Origin of the sequence: Pontibacter korlensis (assembly GCF_000973725.1) — a bacterium.
In the GTDB taxonomy this organism is placed as follows: Bacteria; Bacteroidota; Bacteroidia; order Cytophagales; family Hymenobacteraceae; genus Pontibacter; species Pontibacter korlensis.
The window spans coordinates 5,208,197-5,223,169 of record NZ_CP009621.1 but is presented as its reverse complement, the minus strand read 5'-3'; the positions used below and the strand labels follow the sequence as shown (position 1 = coordinate 5,223,169).

Annotated in this window: 10 protein-coding genes; 2 read left to right on the top strand and 8 right to left on the bottom strand. The window is 48.5% G+C overall.

Annotated features, from left to right (window positions below):
• Window positions 1-11: 11 nt before the first annotated feature.
• Window positions 12-1,103, bottom strand: a complete 1,092-nt coding sequence (locus PKOR_RS22385) for a mechanosensitive ion channel family protein (protein ID WP_046313622.1) — start codon at window positions 1,101-1,103, stop codon at window positions 12-14.
• A 270-nt stretch (window positions 1,104-1,373) separates the two neighbouring features.
• Between PKOR_RS22385 and PKOR_RS22380 the strand changes: the two genes are divergently transcribed.
• Entirely contained in the window at window positions 1,374-3,590 is a 2,217-nt protein-coding gene (locus tag PKOR_RS22380; RefSeq protein WP_046313620.1) for a bifunctional alpha,alpha-trehalose-phosphate synthase (UDP-forming)/trehalose-phosphatase, read from the top strand.
• Between the two features lie 262 nt (window positions 3,591-3,852).
• On the top strand, window positions 3,853-4,704 hold the full coding sequence (locus PKOR_RS22375; protein ID WP_046313619.1) for a universal stress protein: 852 nt from the start codon (window positions 3,853-3,855) through the stop codon (window positions 4,702-4,704).
• 101 nt (window positions 4,705-4,805) lie between these two features.
• On the opposite strand, the gene PKOR_RS22370 is transcribed toward PKOR_RS22375, so the two are convergent.
• The 7 genes from PKOR_RS22370 to PKOR_RS22340 form a co-directional block, all read right to left on the bottom strand.
• Complete coding sequence (locus tag PKOR_RS22370; protein ID WP_052739033.1) at window positions 4,806-5,231, bottom strand: hypothetical protein; 426 nt, start codon at window positions 5,229-5,231, stop codon at window positions 4,806-4,808.
• A gap of 44 nt (window positions 5,232-5,275) precedes the next feature.
• Window positions 5,276-6,124, bottom strand: coding sequence for a thermonuclease family protein (locus PKOR_RS22365; protein WP_046313617.1), 849 nt, complete (start codon window positions 6,122-6,124; stop codon window positions 5,276-5,278).
• Between the two features lie 93 nt (window positions 6,125-6,217).
• Window positions 6,218-6,433, bottom strand: a complete 216-nt coding sequence (locus tag PKOR_RS22360) for a hypothetical protein (protein WP_046313616.1) — start codon at window positions 6,431-6,433, stop codon at window positions 6,218-6,220.
• A gap of 124 nt (window positions 6,434-6,557) precedes the next feature.
• A complete protein-coding gene (locus PKOR_RS22355) occupies window positions 6,558-9,977 on the bottom strand; it encodes an amidohydrolase family protein (RefSeq protein WP_052739032.1) in 3,420 nt (1,139 codons plus the stop codon).
• Window positions 9,978-10,254: 277 nt separating this feature from the next.
• Window positions 10,255-10,872 (bottom strand): hypothetical protein, encoded by a 618-nt coding sequence (locus tag PKOR_RS22350; RefSeq protein ID WP_046313614.1) that lies wholly within the window; start codon window positions 10,870-10,872, stop codon window positions 10,255-10,257.
• A complete protein-coding gene (locus PKOR_RS22345; RefSeq protein ID WP_046313612.1) occupies window positions 10,860-11,078 on the bottom strand; it encodes a hypothetical protein in 219 nt (72 codons plus the stop codon). Before PKOR_RS22345 ends, PKOR_RS22350 begins: the two co-directional genes overlap by 13 nt.
• Before the next feature lie 143 nt (window positions 11,079-11,221).
• Window positions 11,222-14,875, bottom strand: coding sequence for an SbcC/MukB-like Walker B domain-containing protein (locus PKOR_RS22340; protein ID WP_046313610.1), 3,654 nt, complete (start codon window positions 14,873-14,875; stop codon window positions 11,222-11,224).
• Between the last annotated feature and the right edge of the window lie 98 nt (window positions 14,876-14,973).

Sequence of the window (14,973 nt, the reverse complement as noted above, 5' to 3'; positions counted from 1 at the left end):
GCAGGCTGAAGTTACGAAAGCTCTGGTAAGGGCGGCAATTTATCGCCCACAAATTCGCTACGGGTTTTAGGTAAGGCATTTGGGTAGTTGCGCTGTATAAAGTCAATTAGCTTCTCACGCACGTAACAGCGCAGGTCCCAGGCAATGCCGGAACTCTGGGCACTCATGAGCGCCCGCAGCTCCAGGGTACGCTCTTTGGAGTCTGTTACCTGCAGCACCGACACTTGCCTGTCCCACAATTCTGTAGAGGCAAGCACACGGTCAAACTCCTTTCGTAGGGGCTCAATGGGGACAGTATAATCTGTGTAGAGGTACACAGTAGCCAGTATGTCGGAGCCGGTGCGTGTCCAGTTCTGGAACGGCTTCTGAATAAAGTAGTTCAAAGGCAGAATCAGGCGACGGTTATCCCAGATCCGCAGCACAACATAGGTAAGCGTTATTTCCTCTACCCGGCCAAATTCACCTTCCACTACCAGCACATCATCCATCCTGATAGGTTGTGTAAAGGCTATCTGCAAGCCCGCCAACAGGTTGGCAATGGATGTTTGGGCAGCGAAGCCTACAACCACGCCTGCCACACCTGCAGAGGTTAAAAGACCTGTGCCCAGCCTGCGTACCGGGTCAAAGCTCAACAGTATAAGCGAGGTTGCTATGAATAGGATGGTAACAACGGTAACCTTCCGGAGAAACTGCAACTGCGTTATTAGCCTGCGCTCTCGAATATTATCAGGCTTATTCTCTATGTTATACTTGTGGCGTACCATGTCACGGGCCACATCTGTGAGTTTTATAAGAATCCAGGCAAAAGCAACGATGTTAAGAATTTCTGTTAACCGGCGCATTCCCTCTATTATGTTCTGTTCGTAGGGCAGAACAGGAAGCACTATCGTAACGAAGAGTAAGGGTAGAAACAGCGAAAACGGACCGCTCAGGTTTCTCGTCAGCGACTTGAAGAGGATGGGGTTGTCTGGGCGGTTATATAAATTTAGTGCTTTGAAAATGAGGTGCTTGGCAATAGACCCTGCTACAATGGCGGCTGCTATTATACTCAGGCCGGTAAAGATGTTTTGAAACTGTTCGTACCATATTTCAAATGATGTCATAGGCTTTCATCGGGTTGCTGTTTGAAGGGAATTACTACGGAAGGCCGCAAAGGGTTATATGCTAAGGCTGAAGTGTATAAGTTGTGTTAAAATTTAGTTGTTAATAGTTATTTTACTATATTAGAGAACGTGAGGCGCACTATGTACGTATGTGAAGGTAGGTTGATGCGTGTCAACCGCTGGAGATAAACCTTTACCCGGCACACAGCTGCAGTTCATCTGCGACTCAATCCCAAGGCTGCGCTGCATGCCGGAACAAAACCACAGAGCATGGCAAAACTGATTATCGTTTCTAACAGACTACCTGTAAAACTGCAAGAGAAAGAAGGAGAACTGAGCTATAAGACAAGTGAGGGAGGACTTGCTACAGGCTTAGGTTCTATTTACAAGGAGGGTGATAATCTTTGGATTGGCTGGCCTGGCTTGGTGGTGACAGAAGAAGCTAAGCAGCAACAGATTACCACTGACCTGAAGCAGGAGAGTATGCACCCTGTCTTCCTTACAGAGTCAGAGATCAAGGAGTTTTATGAGGGTTTCAGCAACGAAACCTTGTGGCCAACCTTTCACTATTTTAGCCAATATGCTATCTACGATCAGCAGCTTTGGGAAACCTATGTAAAGGTTAATCAAAAGTATTGCGAAGAGGTGGTGAAGCAGGCTGGGCCAGAAGACACTATCTGGGTACACGACTACCAGTTGTTGCTACTGCCAAGCATGCTTCGCGAGAAACTGCCTGACAGTACTATCGGCTTTTTCCAGCACATCCCGTTCCCGAGTTATGAGGTATTCCGCCTCTTGCCATGGCGAAAAGAATTGCTGGAAGGCATGTTGGGATCCGACCTTGTAGGCTTCCATACCTACGATGATATGCGTCACTTCCTCAGCTCAGTAAACAGGCTTGTCGGCCATGGCAGCATGCACGGGTGGATTCATACACCTAACCGCTCGCTGCTAGTTGACTCGTTCCCGATGGGAATTGACTATGAAAAGTACTCAGGAACCGCTGCGTTAGAAGAAGTGAAAAAGCGGGAGCGTATTTACCGCAACAACCTCAACGCAGAAAAAATCATACTTTCCATTGACCGCCTCGACTACTCAAAAGGTATTGCACAGCGCCTGAAAGCATTTGAGCTCTTCCTGGAGAAACATCCGGAGTTCCATGAGAAGGTAACCTTGCTGATGTTGGTGGTGCCAAGCCGCGATGCCGTGGAGAAGTACAAAGAGCTGAAAGAAGAGGTCGACGAGATGGTGGGCCGCATCAACGGTAAGTATAGCGACATAAGCTGGAACCCGATTCAGTATTTCTACCGCTCATACCCACTCGAAACGCTATCCGCCTTCTATCGCATGGCAGATGTAGCACTGGTAACGCCTATGCGCGATGGGATGAACCTGGTCTGCAAGGAGTATGTGGCCAGTAAGCTGGATCAGAAAGGTGTGCTTATACTTAGTGAGATGGCCGGAGCGTCTAAAGAGCTGTCTGATGCCCTGCTGATCAACCCGAACGACATCAACCAAATGGTAGATTCTATCTACCAAGCCTTGGTGATGCCGGAAGAGGAGCAGATACAGCATATGCGCAACATGCAGGAGTCGCTCCGTCGCTATAATATCCACCATTGGGTAAGTATGTTTATGGACCGCCTGTCTTATGTAAAGATAAAGCAGCTGTCGCTGGCAACCTCTTACCTCGACGAATCTACCTTCCTGGAGATGAGCAATGCCTACGAATCTTCCAGTTCGCGTCTGTTCTTCCTGGAGTATGATGGTGCCTTAGTAGACTACCGCCACCGACCACTGATGGCCCGCCCGGATGATGACCTGATGGAGTTGCTGGAGCGTTTGAGCAGTAACCCTAAAAACAGGGTGGTTGTAATGAGCAGCCGTGAGAAAGCTACTATGCAGGACTGGTTAGGTCACCTGAACATCGATATTATTGCCGAGCACGGCGTTTGGATAAAGCAGCGTGGCACTGGCTGGCAAACCATGCTGAGCCTGATGGACGACTGGAAAAAAGATATCCGCCTGATCCTGGATCTGTATGTAGACCGTACCCCTGGCTCGTTTATAGAAGAGAAAGAGTATTCGCTGGTGTGGCACTACCGCCGCGTAGAAACCGGCTTAGGCGAGCTTCGTGCCCGTGAGTTGGTGAGCCACTTAAACTTCCTGGCATCTAACAGTAACCTGCAGGTGCTGGATGGGCAAATGGCTGTAGAGGTGAAAGCCCAGGAAATCAACAAGGGTAAGGCTTCCAGTTACTGGCTAAGCAAGTTCCCGCATAAGTTTGTAATGGCCGTAGGCGACGATTGGGGCGACGAAGACATATTCAAAGCCATGCCGCGCAATTCATATACTATCAAAGTTGGTACAGCCTCTTCGGTTGCCAAGTACCACGTAGATACTTGCCAGGAAGCGCGCGATATGTTAGACCGCCTGGTACAGGCCGACAGACAGGAACAAGCACCTGGAGCTCTGATGACAGGTTGATAAAGTACAAAAAGAAAAAGAAAGCCCCACCAGCTGATACAGCCGGTGGGGCTTTTTAAATGTCATCACTTTGTTATCAGCATCCAACTTAATGTGATGCCATTAATTGGAATATCCGTAGTTATACATAGTGTTTAAGTGTTTTACATTGCACAAATCTGATGTGGTTATGATATTATGTTATTAACCTCTTGCTAAACTTGCGTATACATAGTAATATGATGATATAATCAGACACAAGCTAACAACAACAAACGCAAAAATGAGGAAAATACTATGTCCCACTGACTTCTCTGGTACCTCGGGGAAGGCTGTGGAGTATGCTGTGCATATAGCACAGCATGCCGGAGCGCACCTTACGCTACTGCATGTGGTGCACCTGCCAATTGTAGACACATCGGAAACAGCGCTGGTGGCAAGCGAACTGCTGGGGGAGCAGATGCGCACTGCCGCTGAGAAGCTGAAAGCCATGGTGCTGCATATGGAAGAGAAGTTTGGCGCAAACCGCGATGGCGGCTTTACATGTGACTATATTCTTAAAGAAGCTCTTCTAACAGATATTGCCGAGCAATTAAGTAAAAAAGAAGGCTACGACCTGATTGTGATGGGGACAACAGGGGTGGATAGCACAATGGAAGAACTCTTGATTGGTAGTAACACAGAGGCCGTAATCGAAGAGGTAAAGTGCTCGGTGCTGTCGGTACCGGTTAGTGCCCCAGCTCCTCGGGTTGAGCACATTGTGTATGCATCCGACTATAGCCCAGAAGACATACAAGCTATCAAAGAAGTGGTAAGCTTAGGTAGCTGTTTTGGGGCAACGATAGATGTGGTACACGTGGTAAAAGGACGCGAGAAGCAGGATGGGGAAGAGGCTGCCGCTTTCAGGGCGGAGCTAAAGGAGCTGTTTCCGAATGTGCCACTCACATTTCATGAGGTTACCAGCAAGCACCGCGACGAAGGGTTGAATGACTATTATACCCAGGTAGGAGGCGATGTGCTGGCTCTTGTAAGGAGGGAGAAAGGTTTTCTGAAAAGCCTGTTTTCACAAAGCCTTGCCGAGCGTATGACTTACCAGGCAAAGGTGCCTTTGTTGGTATTGCACGGTAAAAAATAAGTACACTTGTACTTCCTAATAAAACAGGGAGCTCCTGCTGCGGCAGAAGCTCCCTGTTTTTTACAAGGCAGTTATGAAACGTACTGCCTTGGCATGCTCTTTTATTTACCAAGTTCTCTCACAGCGTCCTGATCGAAAATGAAGTCTAAGTCTTCGCTGCACTCCTGGCAATTATAGCGTCCGTAGTCTTCGATGGCTCTGGGGAGCAGTAGGTTTCTGAAAGTACCTTTTCCTTTGCACTGCACCAGAATTGGACAGTCATGCTTCACGTGGAAAATGTCTGACTGGTTGTCCTCACAAATCCACACGCGTTTTTTAAGCATTTCTTCAGGAATAGCAAAGAATTCGGGAGCAGGTCTTTTTTCGGTGGCTACAGCAGCTGTTACCTCCGGTTCACTTGATACAGCATCTGTCTGCGTTGTTTCGTCTGATGCTCCTGTTTGGCAGGAGGTAGCGGCGCAAAAGATTAGTAATAGGGCGGCACTCTTTACACGTCGTGCCAAAGGTTCAATGAAGGGTAAATTCATGTATAATATTGCTTGGCGAAAATTAAAGGTATAAAAAATATGCTTTACCTGCTGCAGGTTTTGTCGGCTCTGCGCCCATACTCCCTAATGGCAGCGGCTTCTGTGGTTTTGATGACCTCTTCTTTGCAACGCTTCAGGACATGGCAGCTGCTATCGAGGTGGTACACCGATGAGCCACCGCTGTTGCAAAGATAAACCGTACGTTTAGTGGCACCGGCAGGGATAGGGGCGTTAGAGGTACTGGAAGCAGTGCTGGAGCTACTGCCACTGCGTTGCTCTTTACGGAAGTCCCATGGCGCAACAGGTTTAGCATCCTGCCACAGACCACGTTTGAAACGGCGGGCATCGGCCTCGGCGTTTGCCAGGTTCTTATCGTTCGAGTAAGCTTTATAGTGCCAGGCATAGCCGTTGCGCACCAGCTCCTCATTCAGGCTTCGCCCATCCGGAAGTATAATGGTGCCTACTGTGCGGCCATAGCGATCGGTGTTATTTACAATAAGGCGCACGTTTTTACCAAAAGCCAGATTGGAAGTATATTCCTTGGCTTTTTGCCCGAATGCCTGATTCTTTTCTGGAGTATCTACACCATACAAGCGCACCGTTACCTCCTGCCCATTGCGGAGCAGCACCACCGTGTCACCATCTTTTATACCTACTACTTTGTCGCCGGCTGCCGTAGCTGGTTTTGACGGAGTATCCGAAGTGGGGGCAGGAGCCTTTCCTACAGTTGCAACCGGATCCTCAGCAGTAGCAGTTGGTGTGTTTTCATCACGGTCCAGAATGGCCTGCCGACGCTCCCGAAACTGCTCCTGTGCATCTTTGCTATCGCTTTTGCAGGAGAGAGTGGCGGTCAAAACCGTAATTATCAATAGGTTGAGGGTTAACTTTCTCATAAGTGGTGTTTATGAGGCAAAGGTACTATTGCTAAAGCCAAAGCAGCATGTTTAGATCCACTTTTTAACACCTGTTCCTCCGCTTAAATCTTTCTACAGGCTGTCCTGCGACTGTTCTATAGTGGCTGCAGAATCTTCAAGTCCTTCACCTATATCAGTTGTGGGTTTATCAGGAGCTGTGGTGGGAGCTTTCGGATCGTCGGCTGATACCGGGGATTTACCTTCTTCTTGGTCTTGTGTACTTCCGCCGCAGGCAACAGCTGCACATAACATAAAGCTTAACAGCAGGTGAGAAAGGGTCTTTTTCATAGTTCGTTTTTTGAGTTTTGTATAGATACGGGTATACCTTCATCAAGAGTTAAGTTTGGTGTACAAAATAAAAGCCTCCCGCTTACTTAGCGGGAGGCTTTTAACTAAAATTATCACGTACAACTTAGTTCTTAATGCCTGGTACACCCAGCGGCTGCATGCTGTGCCACTCGAAGGCCGGAGCCTTACGCTTGGTTGGTGCAAGCTCATCTAGGGTTTCTCCATCGTACAAACGCCCGTTGCGCATGACAAACTTAATGGTGTTGGAGTTACGGATGTTCTCCAGTGGGTTTTCATCCATAATAACAAGGTCGGCTAATTTACCATTCTCGATAGAGCCGATGTCCCCATCCAGACCTAGTGACTTAGCTCCAAGTATGGTGGCAACCTTCAGTGCGTCGTGGTTGCTCATACCACCCGATTGCACCGACCAAAGCTCCCAGTGGTAGCCTAGGCCCTGCAACTGCCCATGAGAACCCACACCAGCCAGACCACCGGCCTTCACCAGTTTATTGACGAACTCAGCGTGGCGCTCAAAAATGTGCTCCTCTTTCATAAACCAGCCTGGTCTGCGGCGAGACTTGGCATCCAGCTCGTACTTGGGTGTGAAGTAGTTAAGCTTCTTATCACCATTCACATTTTCAGTGGCGTAATAGTAGTTCTCTGCCCAAGGGCCACCGTAAGATACCAGTAGGGTAGGCGTATAAGCCATCTGCGACGCTGATACGAAGTCTACCACGTCTTTGTACAGTGGGTAGATGGGGAAGGAGTGCTCATGACCTGGGTAACCATCGATGGCCTGCGTCATGTTCAGCTTAAAGTCAAGGCCACCTTCTGTTGTCGGTAACAGCCCCTGCTCTTTAGCCGCCATTATGATCCACTGGCGGTGTTGGCGGTTACCTACCAGGTACATTTTAATAGTTTTGGTGTTGTAATACTCAGAGTACTGGCGCAGCACCTGCTTCGCGTGCTCCTGGCTCTTGAGGTTGTAAGACCAATAGCCTACACCTGGGCCAGTAGAGTATACTCTTGGACCAATGATCTTACCTGCATCCACCATGTCTGCGTACGTCAACACGTCGGTAGTAGCAGTTTGTGGGTCGCGGGTAGTGGTAACACCATAAGCCAGGTTAGCTGCATAAATCCATACTTGGTTAGTATGTACACCCCAACGAGGCCACATGTGCGCATGTGTATCCACAAAACCAGGCGTGATGGTTTTGCCTTTCACATCTACCACCTTAACTCCTTTTGGTGCATTAAGTGAACCTGAAGGACCAACAGCCTTGATACGGTTATTCTCAATCAGGATGTCGCCGTTTTCAATTATCTCGTCGCCTTTCATGGTAATGAGGCGGGCACCTTGTAGCAGTATAGTTCCCTGCGGGATGTCGCGCTCTACCTGAATGGCAATTTTCGTCTCTACCGGCTTATAGCCCTCTACTTTTACAGCCTCTGTACCTAGAGAATCAGGTGTGGCTGTAGTAGCATCGGCTTTCTCCTTCTTATCTTCAGCGGTATCCTTCGCTTCGTTTTTGCGCTGCTGGGCAATGGCTGCCTCCAGGTCGTAAGCAAAGAAGCCGTTACCGATAGACCAGTATACTTTCTTGCCATCTGCAGACCAGCTTGGGAACTGACCGCCAATTTCAGTAAGCTTCCAGCTCGGGAACTGAGACTTCGTTACCTCAGCCACAGAAATAGCAGGAGTTTCACCACCTACTACCGGGATAGTAACCACATAGATTTCGTTGTTGATCAAAGCTAACGCTCTGTCGCCTACCGGAGCCTTGATAACTGTAGCTGCAGTAGAAGGCTTCTCTTTTGGCGCTTGCTCGTGCAGGTGCATGTTGAGGTTCATTTCCTCCTCTATCATGTCCTCAACAGAACCAAAGGTAGTAATGCCACTCACCTTCACGTGAGACTTTTTGTCTGTGCCATCCCAACGCATAGAAAGGAGACCCTCTTTGTTGTTATAGAGGTAGATGCGGTTTTCACCATTCACGAAGTGTGGTGTAGAGCCTGCATCAGCTGTAGTAACAAAAGTGCTCTGCCCGCCTTTGGCTGGAATCCAATTTATACTTTCACGTGAGCCAAAAGCTCCCGGACCCGGCTCTTCGCGGTAAGCCTGTGCCGATCCTTTGGCAAACACAAGGCGCTCACCGTTAGGCGACCAAACCGGCTCCTGAAAGATACCTTGCTCCTGGGTTAGTTTTGTAGGCTTACCTTTGCCGTTGGCGCTCAGTCTGTAAATGGCTCCACCTGTTTTCTCGCTCCAGGTTACATAAGCAATTTGCTTACCGTCTGGCGACCAGGCTGGTTGAGCTTCTGTGTAATCAGCATCCGTCAGGCGCTTTGGTGTACCGTTCGGGTAATCCATAATGTAAAGCCTGTCAAGAGCCGTAAACACAACACGCTTGCCATCCGGAGAAACAGCGGCATCGCGAATCTGTGTTACCGTCATCATTTTGTCATCCTTGATCGGGAACTTGAAGTCTAGCTTAGGACCAACCTCAATTTCGGTGTTCACTTCAAAAGGAATTTCCTTTGCTGCTCCACCAGCTATAGGCAAGCTATAGATTTTGCCACCATATGAGGCCACTAGGTTCTTGCTGTCAGGGGTAAACGACATGGCAGGAAGCACACCAAGCGGAGCGATAGACTCCTGCTCATCGCGCTGTACCGGGTAGGCCAGCCATTTCTCTTCGCCTGTTTTCAGGTTCTGAGCTACAAGACCGGTTTGATCGTTATAGCGTGTACCGTATACCAGCCAATTTCCATCTGGCGAAAGGGTAGGAGTAAAGGCAGAGCCATAACGGGAGGTACGGGTATCTACTTCGCCAGTCTCGCGGTCATAAGTTGCCAACTGGTATTGTGGTAGCTGAGCGTTGTAGTTCCAGGCGCTGGTACGCTTTGCAAACCAGATGTAGCGGCTGTCTTTCCCAAAAGCAGGTTCTACAGTCTTCATGTTCTCCGGCTCTTTTGTGAGCTCGGCACCGCTGCCACCGTCTTTATGGAACATGTGTAGCTTCAGGTTACGACGGCCTTTAGCAGCAATGATATAATTGCCATCTGGTGTCCACTCTGCAGACTGGTAGTTCTCGTTATTGCTCTTGCTGATCTGGCGAGGCTTTTTAGTTGCCAGGTCCATGGTCCAGACGTTATCAGAGCCACTTCTGTCGGAGATAAACACGATGGAATTACCATCCGGACTAAATTTAGCCTGTGTGTCGAAAGACATACCGGAGGTCAGTTGTTCGGCTTTACCGCCACCTATAGGAAGCAGGTACAGGTCGCCCAGCATATCGAAGATAATCCTGCTGCCATCAGGGCTTACGTCCAGTGCCAGCCAGGAGCCTTCCGTAGTATTAATCTTGATCTTTCGGGCTGCCTCCAGTGGCAGCTCTTTTTTGTCGCTTTTGTCTTTATCCTTCCCGTTGGCTGAGGCACTGTTTTGTGCCATGGTGGGTGAAGCCATTAGGCCAAGGGAACACAGCAACAGCAGCGATCTTTTTACGCGGCTGCTTTGTGTAGAGCGTTGCTTCATGATGAAACTTATTGGTTAGATGATTAAGTGAAGGAGCTAAAATAGGATATATTTTTGTAACACAGCCTATAATTTAGACGAAGCGCTGTATTTTCTCTACTTCTAGCTGTTCATGAAAAAAGGCTGACACTTTTTGACGCGCCAGCCTTAAAAGGAGTAGCAGGGTTGTTATTCTTGTACTTTGATTTTGATAGGGTTGTATCCACTGTTAGCAAGGCCAAACATTCCATAGACTGTTTCACCCGGCATTATCTTCCGGTTGTTGACATTCCCACCGCTAAAGCAGGTTGGATTCTTGGGCTACCTGGCTACTGCGATTGTATATCTCCCAAGCTGAAACGGTCTGCCCGACCGCCTTATTTCTTATATTACTAGCTGCGTTCACATCCCGGTGCAGGGCATGTTTGCTGCAGCAAAGGTAACAGCCGGCAAGTGCAGGCGGTAGAACATAGGGTAAGATCGAACCCAACAAAAGTGAAGGGATGCTGCACCGCATCGAGTGGTTCAAAAAGAAAACCAAATTCATCCCTTGGCTAAAGCCCCAAGGGCGAGGGCTTTCTTTGGCATTTACTCGTAAGTCTTGCAGCATTTTCTTGTTAGAAGAGCTGGCAACGGCCATATTTATACCTGTTAAGGCCGGGCCAAGAATAAGCCCAATCGGAAATGATTTGCTTTCTGTTTCTACACCGTTCACAGAAGTGCTGGAAGTAAATTTAACAGGCAAAAGTAGTAAGTACAATAAATGGGAAGGAGTGCTCTGCTTGATCAGGTTGTGTACAATCTCAGGCGCCATAGGCATTACTTGTTGCTGCCCCACATAAAACTTTAGATCCTGAGAGCCATCCAATACACGGCCAGTGTTATTGGTAATCTTTACCGCAACTACCTGCACCATCTTTTTCTTCTCTCTCTTGCGTACTTTTTATTCTTTGTTTCTGTGTATACGTCGTACTTGTAATCAAAAACGACACCGTCAGTTTCTGCCTGTGCATTGTAGTGGAGACCTTCAGGCCTGACAACCTTGTAACCAGAGGCACAGCCAGAGCAAAGAAGTACTAATGTGAGTAGAAAGGTGGAAATCTGTGTAAAGCTTGTTTTCATACTTTAGGTTAATTGGTTTGTAGATATATAACTATTATACAATATAATCAAACCAATATTTTAGAAGCAATAGTTAAGTATCGGTATTATGAAAAAATTATACTTAACTATTGCTTCTGGAGGCGCTCCAGGTAAGATGCCCCTTACCAACCTACAACTTCTACCTTGCTCACACCTCCAGGCTGACGTTGTACTTTAATCTGCGTGCTGATACGCTCTTTCAGCGCCTCCACATGCGAGATGATGCCAATCATTTTGCCACTGGCCTGCAGGTTCTCTAAAGTAGAGATGGCGGCATCCAAGGTATCGGCATCTAAGGTGCCAAAGCCTTCGTCGATAAACAGCGAATTTATTTGGGTGCGACGGCCAGCCAGATCCGACAAGCCCAGTGCCAGCGCCAAACTTACTAAAAAGCTTTCACCACCGGAGAGAGTATTCATAGGGCGCACTGCCTCTGCCTGGTACAGGTCCAAAATCAGCAGCTCCAGATCCTCTGTTGAAGATTTGAGAATACGGTACCTATCATTAAGCTTTTGCAGGTGGTGGTTAGCCAGCTCCACCAGCCTTGCCAGTGTAAGCCCTTGGGCAAAGCGGCTGAACTTATTACCATCGGCTGAGCCAATCAGGTCGGCTAGCTGCGACCAACGATTACACACTAATTGCTGCGTTTTCAGCAGTTCGGCTAGCTCTTTGTTCTTCTCTCGCTGCTGTGCATCCTGCTCGAGTAATTGCTCGTGGCGTGCGCGCTGCGATATAAGCTCCCGCTGTTGTTCTGTTTTTTGCTGATGCTGCCCTTGCAGGACTTCCATACTTTCCTCTGTCAGTTGTTTCTCCTGTAGCACTGCCAACTCCTGCTGTACATCGTTCACACTCTTGCGTAATTCAGTCAGGTGCTTCTCTGTTTGTGCCTTCAGGTTAGCAAGGCGGTCGGCTTCATCGCGGTGGAGCAGCATCTGGCTAAGAGCCTCTATAGTCTCTATTCCTTTCTGCTGCAGCACATGCAGTAGGCCTTCACGCAGCTCATCTAGTACAGATTTATTCTGTTGGTGCTTGTTGCGGCAATCTGCTTGGCGGGCACGTGTTTCTTGTAGCTCCTGTTGTTTTTGCAGCTGATGGCGACGTGCCTCCTCGGCCTGTTGGGCACGTACTTTAAGCTCCTGCTGGGCAAGCTTTCGCTCCTGCTCCGTTTCTTTCTCACCAAACAAAGTATGGCGCTCGGTTTTGAGCTGTGTCAGCTGCTCGTGTTCTTCTTTCAGAACCTGCTTTCGCTCTTCCAGCTCTTTACCTTTCTGCTGTACATTGCTCTTCAGGTTTTTTACCAGCTCTTTCAGTTCAATATACTTTTCGCGCATGCTTTCTAGGGCCTGCTGCTTCTGCGCATAGCTTACTGACTGCTGCTCTAACGTTTGCAGCAATGTATGGCGCTCTTCTGGTTTATACTTTAGCCCAAAGCTGGCAGCAAAGGATTCAGCTGTTTCAGTATGCACCTGCTGCTGCTCCTGCTCATCTGTAAGTATACTTTGTAGCTTCTGTAGTTGCGTGTGCAAAAGCTTGTCCGATTGCTGAAGTTGGTTGAAGGTGGCCTGTGCCTGTACTTGTGCCTCTCTTAGTTTCTGTACTTGCTGGTTCAGGTTTTCAAGGTCGCGGCTGAGGTTACGGGCCTGTGCTAGTTGCTGCTGTAGCGCTGTGGCAGCTTTCTGTTCAGCTTCACACAGCTGCTGCAGTTGTTTTATGTCGGAAATATGAACTGTATGTGGCAACCCTTCCGAAAGCTGCTCAAATAGTTGGTTAAGGCGCTGAAGCTCTTTTTCTGTCTCAGACTTCGCAGTAAAACCTACCTGCTGCTTTTGATCCAAAGCATTCTGCTGCAGCTGTAGTTGGCCTATACTTTTCTCTAGTTCCTTAACTAGCACCTGCTGCTTATCCCGCTTTTGCACTTCCTCTGGTAAATCGAAAGCATATCCATTGTCAGCGAATGGGTGATGTGTAGAACCACAGAGTGGGCACGGCTCATCCTTCACCAATGTATGGCGAGCCTCTTCATACTGCTGAATCTGTTGCTGCAGTTGTACCAGCTTTTGGAGCGTTTGCAGGTGATCTTCTGCCTGCTTATACTTGGCCTGCGAATCCTCTAGCTGGGCAGCTGTTTCCTTTGCCTGCCGCGTGTGTTGCTCCAGCAGTTCGTTTATGTTTTGCAGCTTCTGTGTATGCGTTGTATGTTGCTGCGCCAGTTCCTGCAGGCGCTCATACTTGGCTACCAGCGCCGGTTGCGACTGCGCAGTCTGCTCCAGTTCTTCCATACTTTTATCTGAAAGTATAGCTTTTAACTGGGTAAGTTTTTCCTCCTTCTGCTGGTGAAGCTGCTCTTGCTGCGTTTGCTGCTGCGCTTGAAGCAGTTGTAAGTCGTTTAACTGCTTTGCTTCCTGCTGGCGCTGTTTGTTTAACTCCTGTTGCTCCTGCTGATTACGTTTTATGCGTTGCTCTGCCTCCTGCAGGTCGCGAAGGGTGGCTTTAAACTCCGGCAAGTGCTCTTTCAAATCCTGCAACTGTGCATTTTGCTCCAGCCAGTTTTTTATTTCAGTAGCTTCTTGGGTGAGCTTGTCCAGCTGCAGTTGTTTTGCCTGTAGCTGTGCTTGTTCCTGCTTTAGTTGTTGCTCAAAAGTGACATAAGCAGTCTTGTTCTTGCTGTAGGATTCACGAATGCTGTTTAGTTGATGATCTAGCCGTGCAACCTGTGCCAGCAGAGGCTCCAGTTTTTGTAAGGCCTCTTCCTGCTGCTGATGTGCCTTGGTTGCCTCTGAGGCTATCTTTCCGGCGGCTTCCAACTCAGTTTCAAGTGCAGGTACACGTTTCTGCAGCGTTTGCAGCTCCTCATGTACCTCGGCTACTTTACTATTGGCACTGCGGATTTCAGCCAGCTCACCCACGAACTGGTGCGCCTGCTCATGCTGCTTCAGCCTGATAAACTCTGGTTGTAACTGTGCCAGCTTTTGTTCCTGTACCTGTAAAGCCGAGTGCTGCTGCTCTTGCTTTGCCTGTAGCTGTGCTACCTGCTGCAGCCACTGTACCTTTGCCTGTAGTTGCACAATATCGGCCTGAAGTACAGTTTCCTGTACGATTAGCTCCTTTACGCTTTGCTCATAAGCTACACGCTGCTCCTCAGGTAGTAGGTGTGTATCCTGCAACCGTCGCTCCATCTCATCGCGCTTCAGCCTTTCGTCCTTTGCCTTTTCATAAGCAAATTTGGAAATTTCAGAATAGATACCCGTATCGGTGATTTTTTCCAAAAGACTGCTGCGCTCGTTTGGGTTAGCTTTCAGGAAGCGTGCAAAATCACCTTGCGAAAGCATGACCGAACGCAGAAATTGGTTGTAATCTAGGCCACAGAGTTCGGCTACTTTTCCCGGAACTTCACTTGGTTTTAGGTCGAATAAAGTATCCTCTCCAAAAGAGTATAGCTCCATATGTACCGGCTGAATGTTACCATCCACTTTACCCCGGCTGCGGCGTAGATGCCACTTTGCGCGGTAACGTTTACTATCAGCTTCAAACTCAACCTCTGAAAAGCTCTCGGCCGTGTGGCGCGTCATGAGCTCAAGTGGTTTATCATTACTGTGGCGGTGTACCAGGCCATACAAGCCTACTGTTATCGCATCAAGAATGGTAGTTTTGCCTGCGCCTGTAGGGCCAGTTATAGCAAACAAGCCCGCCTCTGCCAGTGGGCTTTGGTCGAAACGGATCTCGTGCTCACCTTTCAGCGAGTTCAGGTTTTGGAAGCGTACAGATAGGATTTTCATGTGGATTGGTACTATGGAACCATAAAGATAAAAGATTGAGGTAGAGATTTGAAAAATTTTAGGAGAAGCCTGTTTAGATGTGAAGGTAGGACGGGGCT

Coding starts and splice junctions, on each gene's coding strand:
- PKOR_RS22385 (WP_046313622.1), bottom strand. CDS start 1,103: ATGACATCATTTGAAATATGGTACGAACAGTTTCAAAACATCTTTACC.
- PKOR_RS22380 (WP_046313620.1), top strand. CDS start 1,374: ATGGCAAAACTGATTATCGTTTCTAACAGACTACCTGTAAAACTGCAA.
- PKOR_RS22375 (WP_046313619.1), top strand. CDS start 3,853: ATGAGGAAAATACTATGTCCCACTGACTTCTCTGGTACCTCGGGGAAG.
- PKOR_RS22370 (WP_052739033.1), bottom strand. CDS start 5,231: ATGAATTTACCCTTCATTGAACCTTTGGCACGACGTGTAAAGAGTGCC.
- PKOR_RS22365 (WP_046313617.1), bottom strand. CDS start 6,124: ATGAGAAAGTTAACCCTCAACCTATTGATAATTACGGTTTTGACCGCC.
- PKOR_RS22360 (WP_046313616.1), bottom strand. CDS start 6,433: ATGAAAAAGACCCTTTCTCACCTGCTGTTAAGCTTTATGTTATGTGCA.
- PKOR_RS22355 (WP_052739032.1), bottom strand. CDS start 9,977: ATGAAGCAACGCTCTACACAAAGCAGCCGCGTAAAAAGATCGCTGCTG.
- PKOR_RS22350 (WP_046313614.1), bottom strand. CDS start 10,872: ATGGTGCAGGTAGTTGCGGTAAAGATTACCAATAACACTGGCCGTGTA.
- PKOR_RS22345 (WP_046313612.1), bottom strand. CDS start 11,078: ATGAAAACAAGCTTTACACAGATTTCCACCTTTCTACTCACATTAGTA.
- PKOR_RS22340 (WP_046313610.1), bottom strand. CDS start 14,875: ATGAAAATCCTATCTGTACGCTTCCAAAACCTGAACTCGCTGAAAGGT.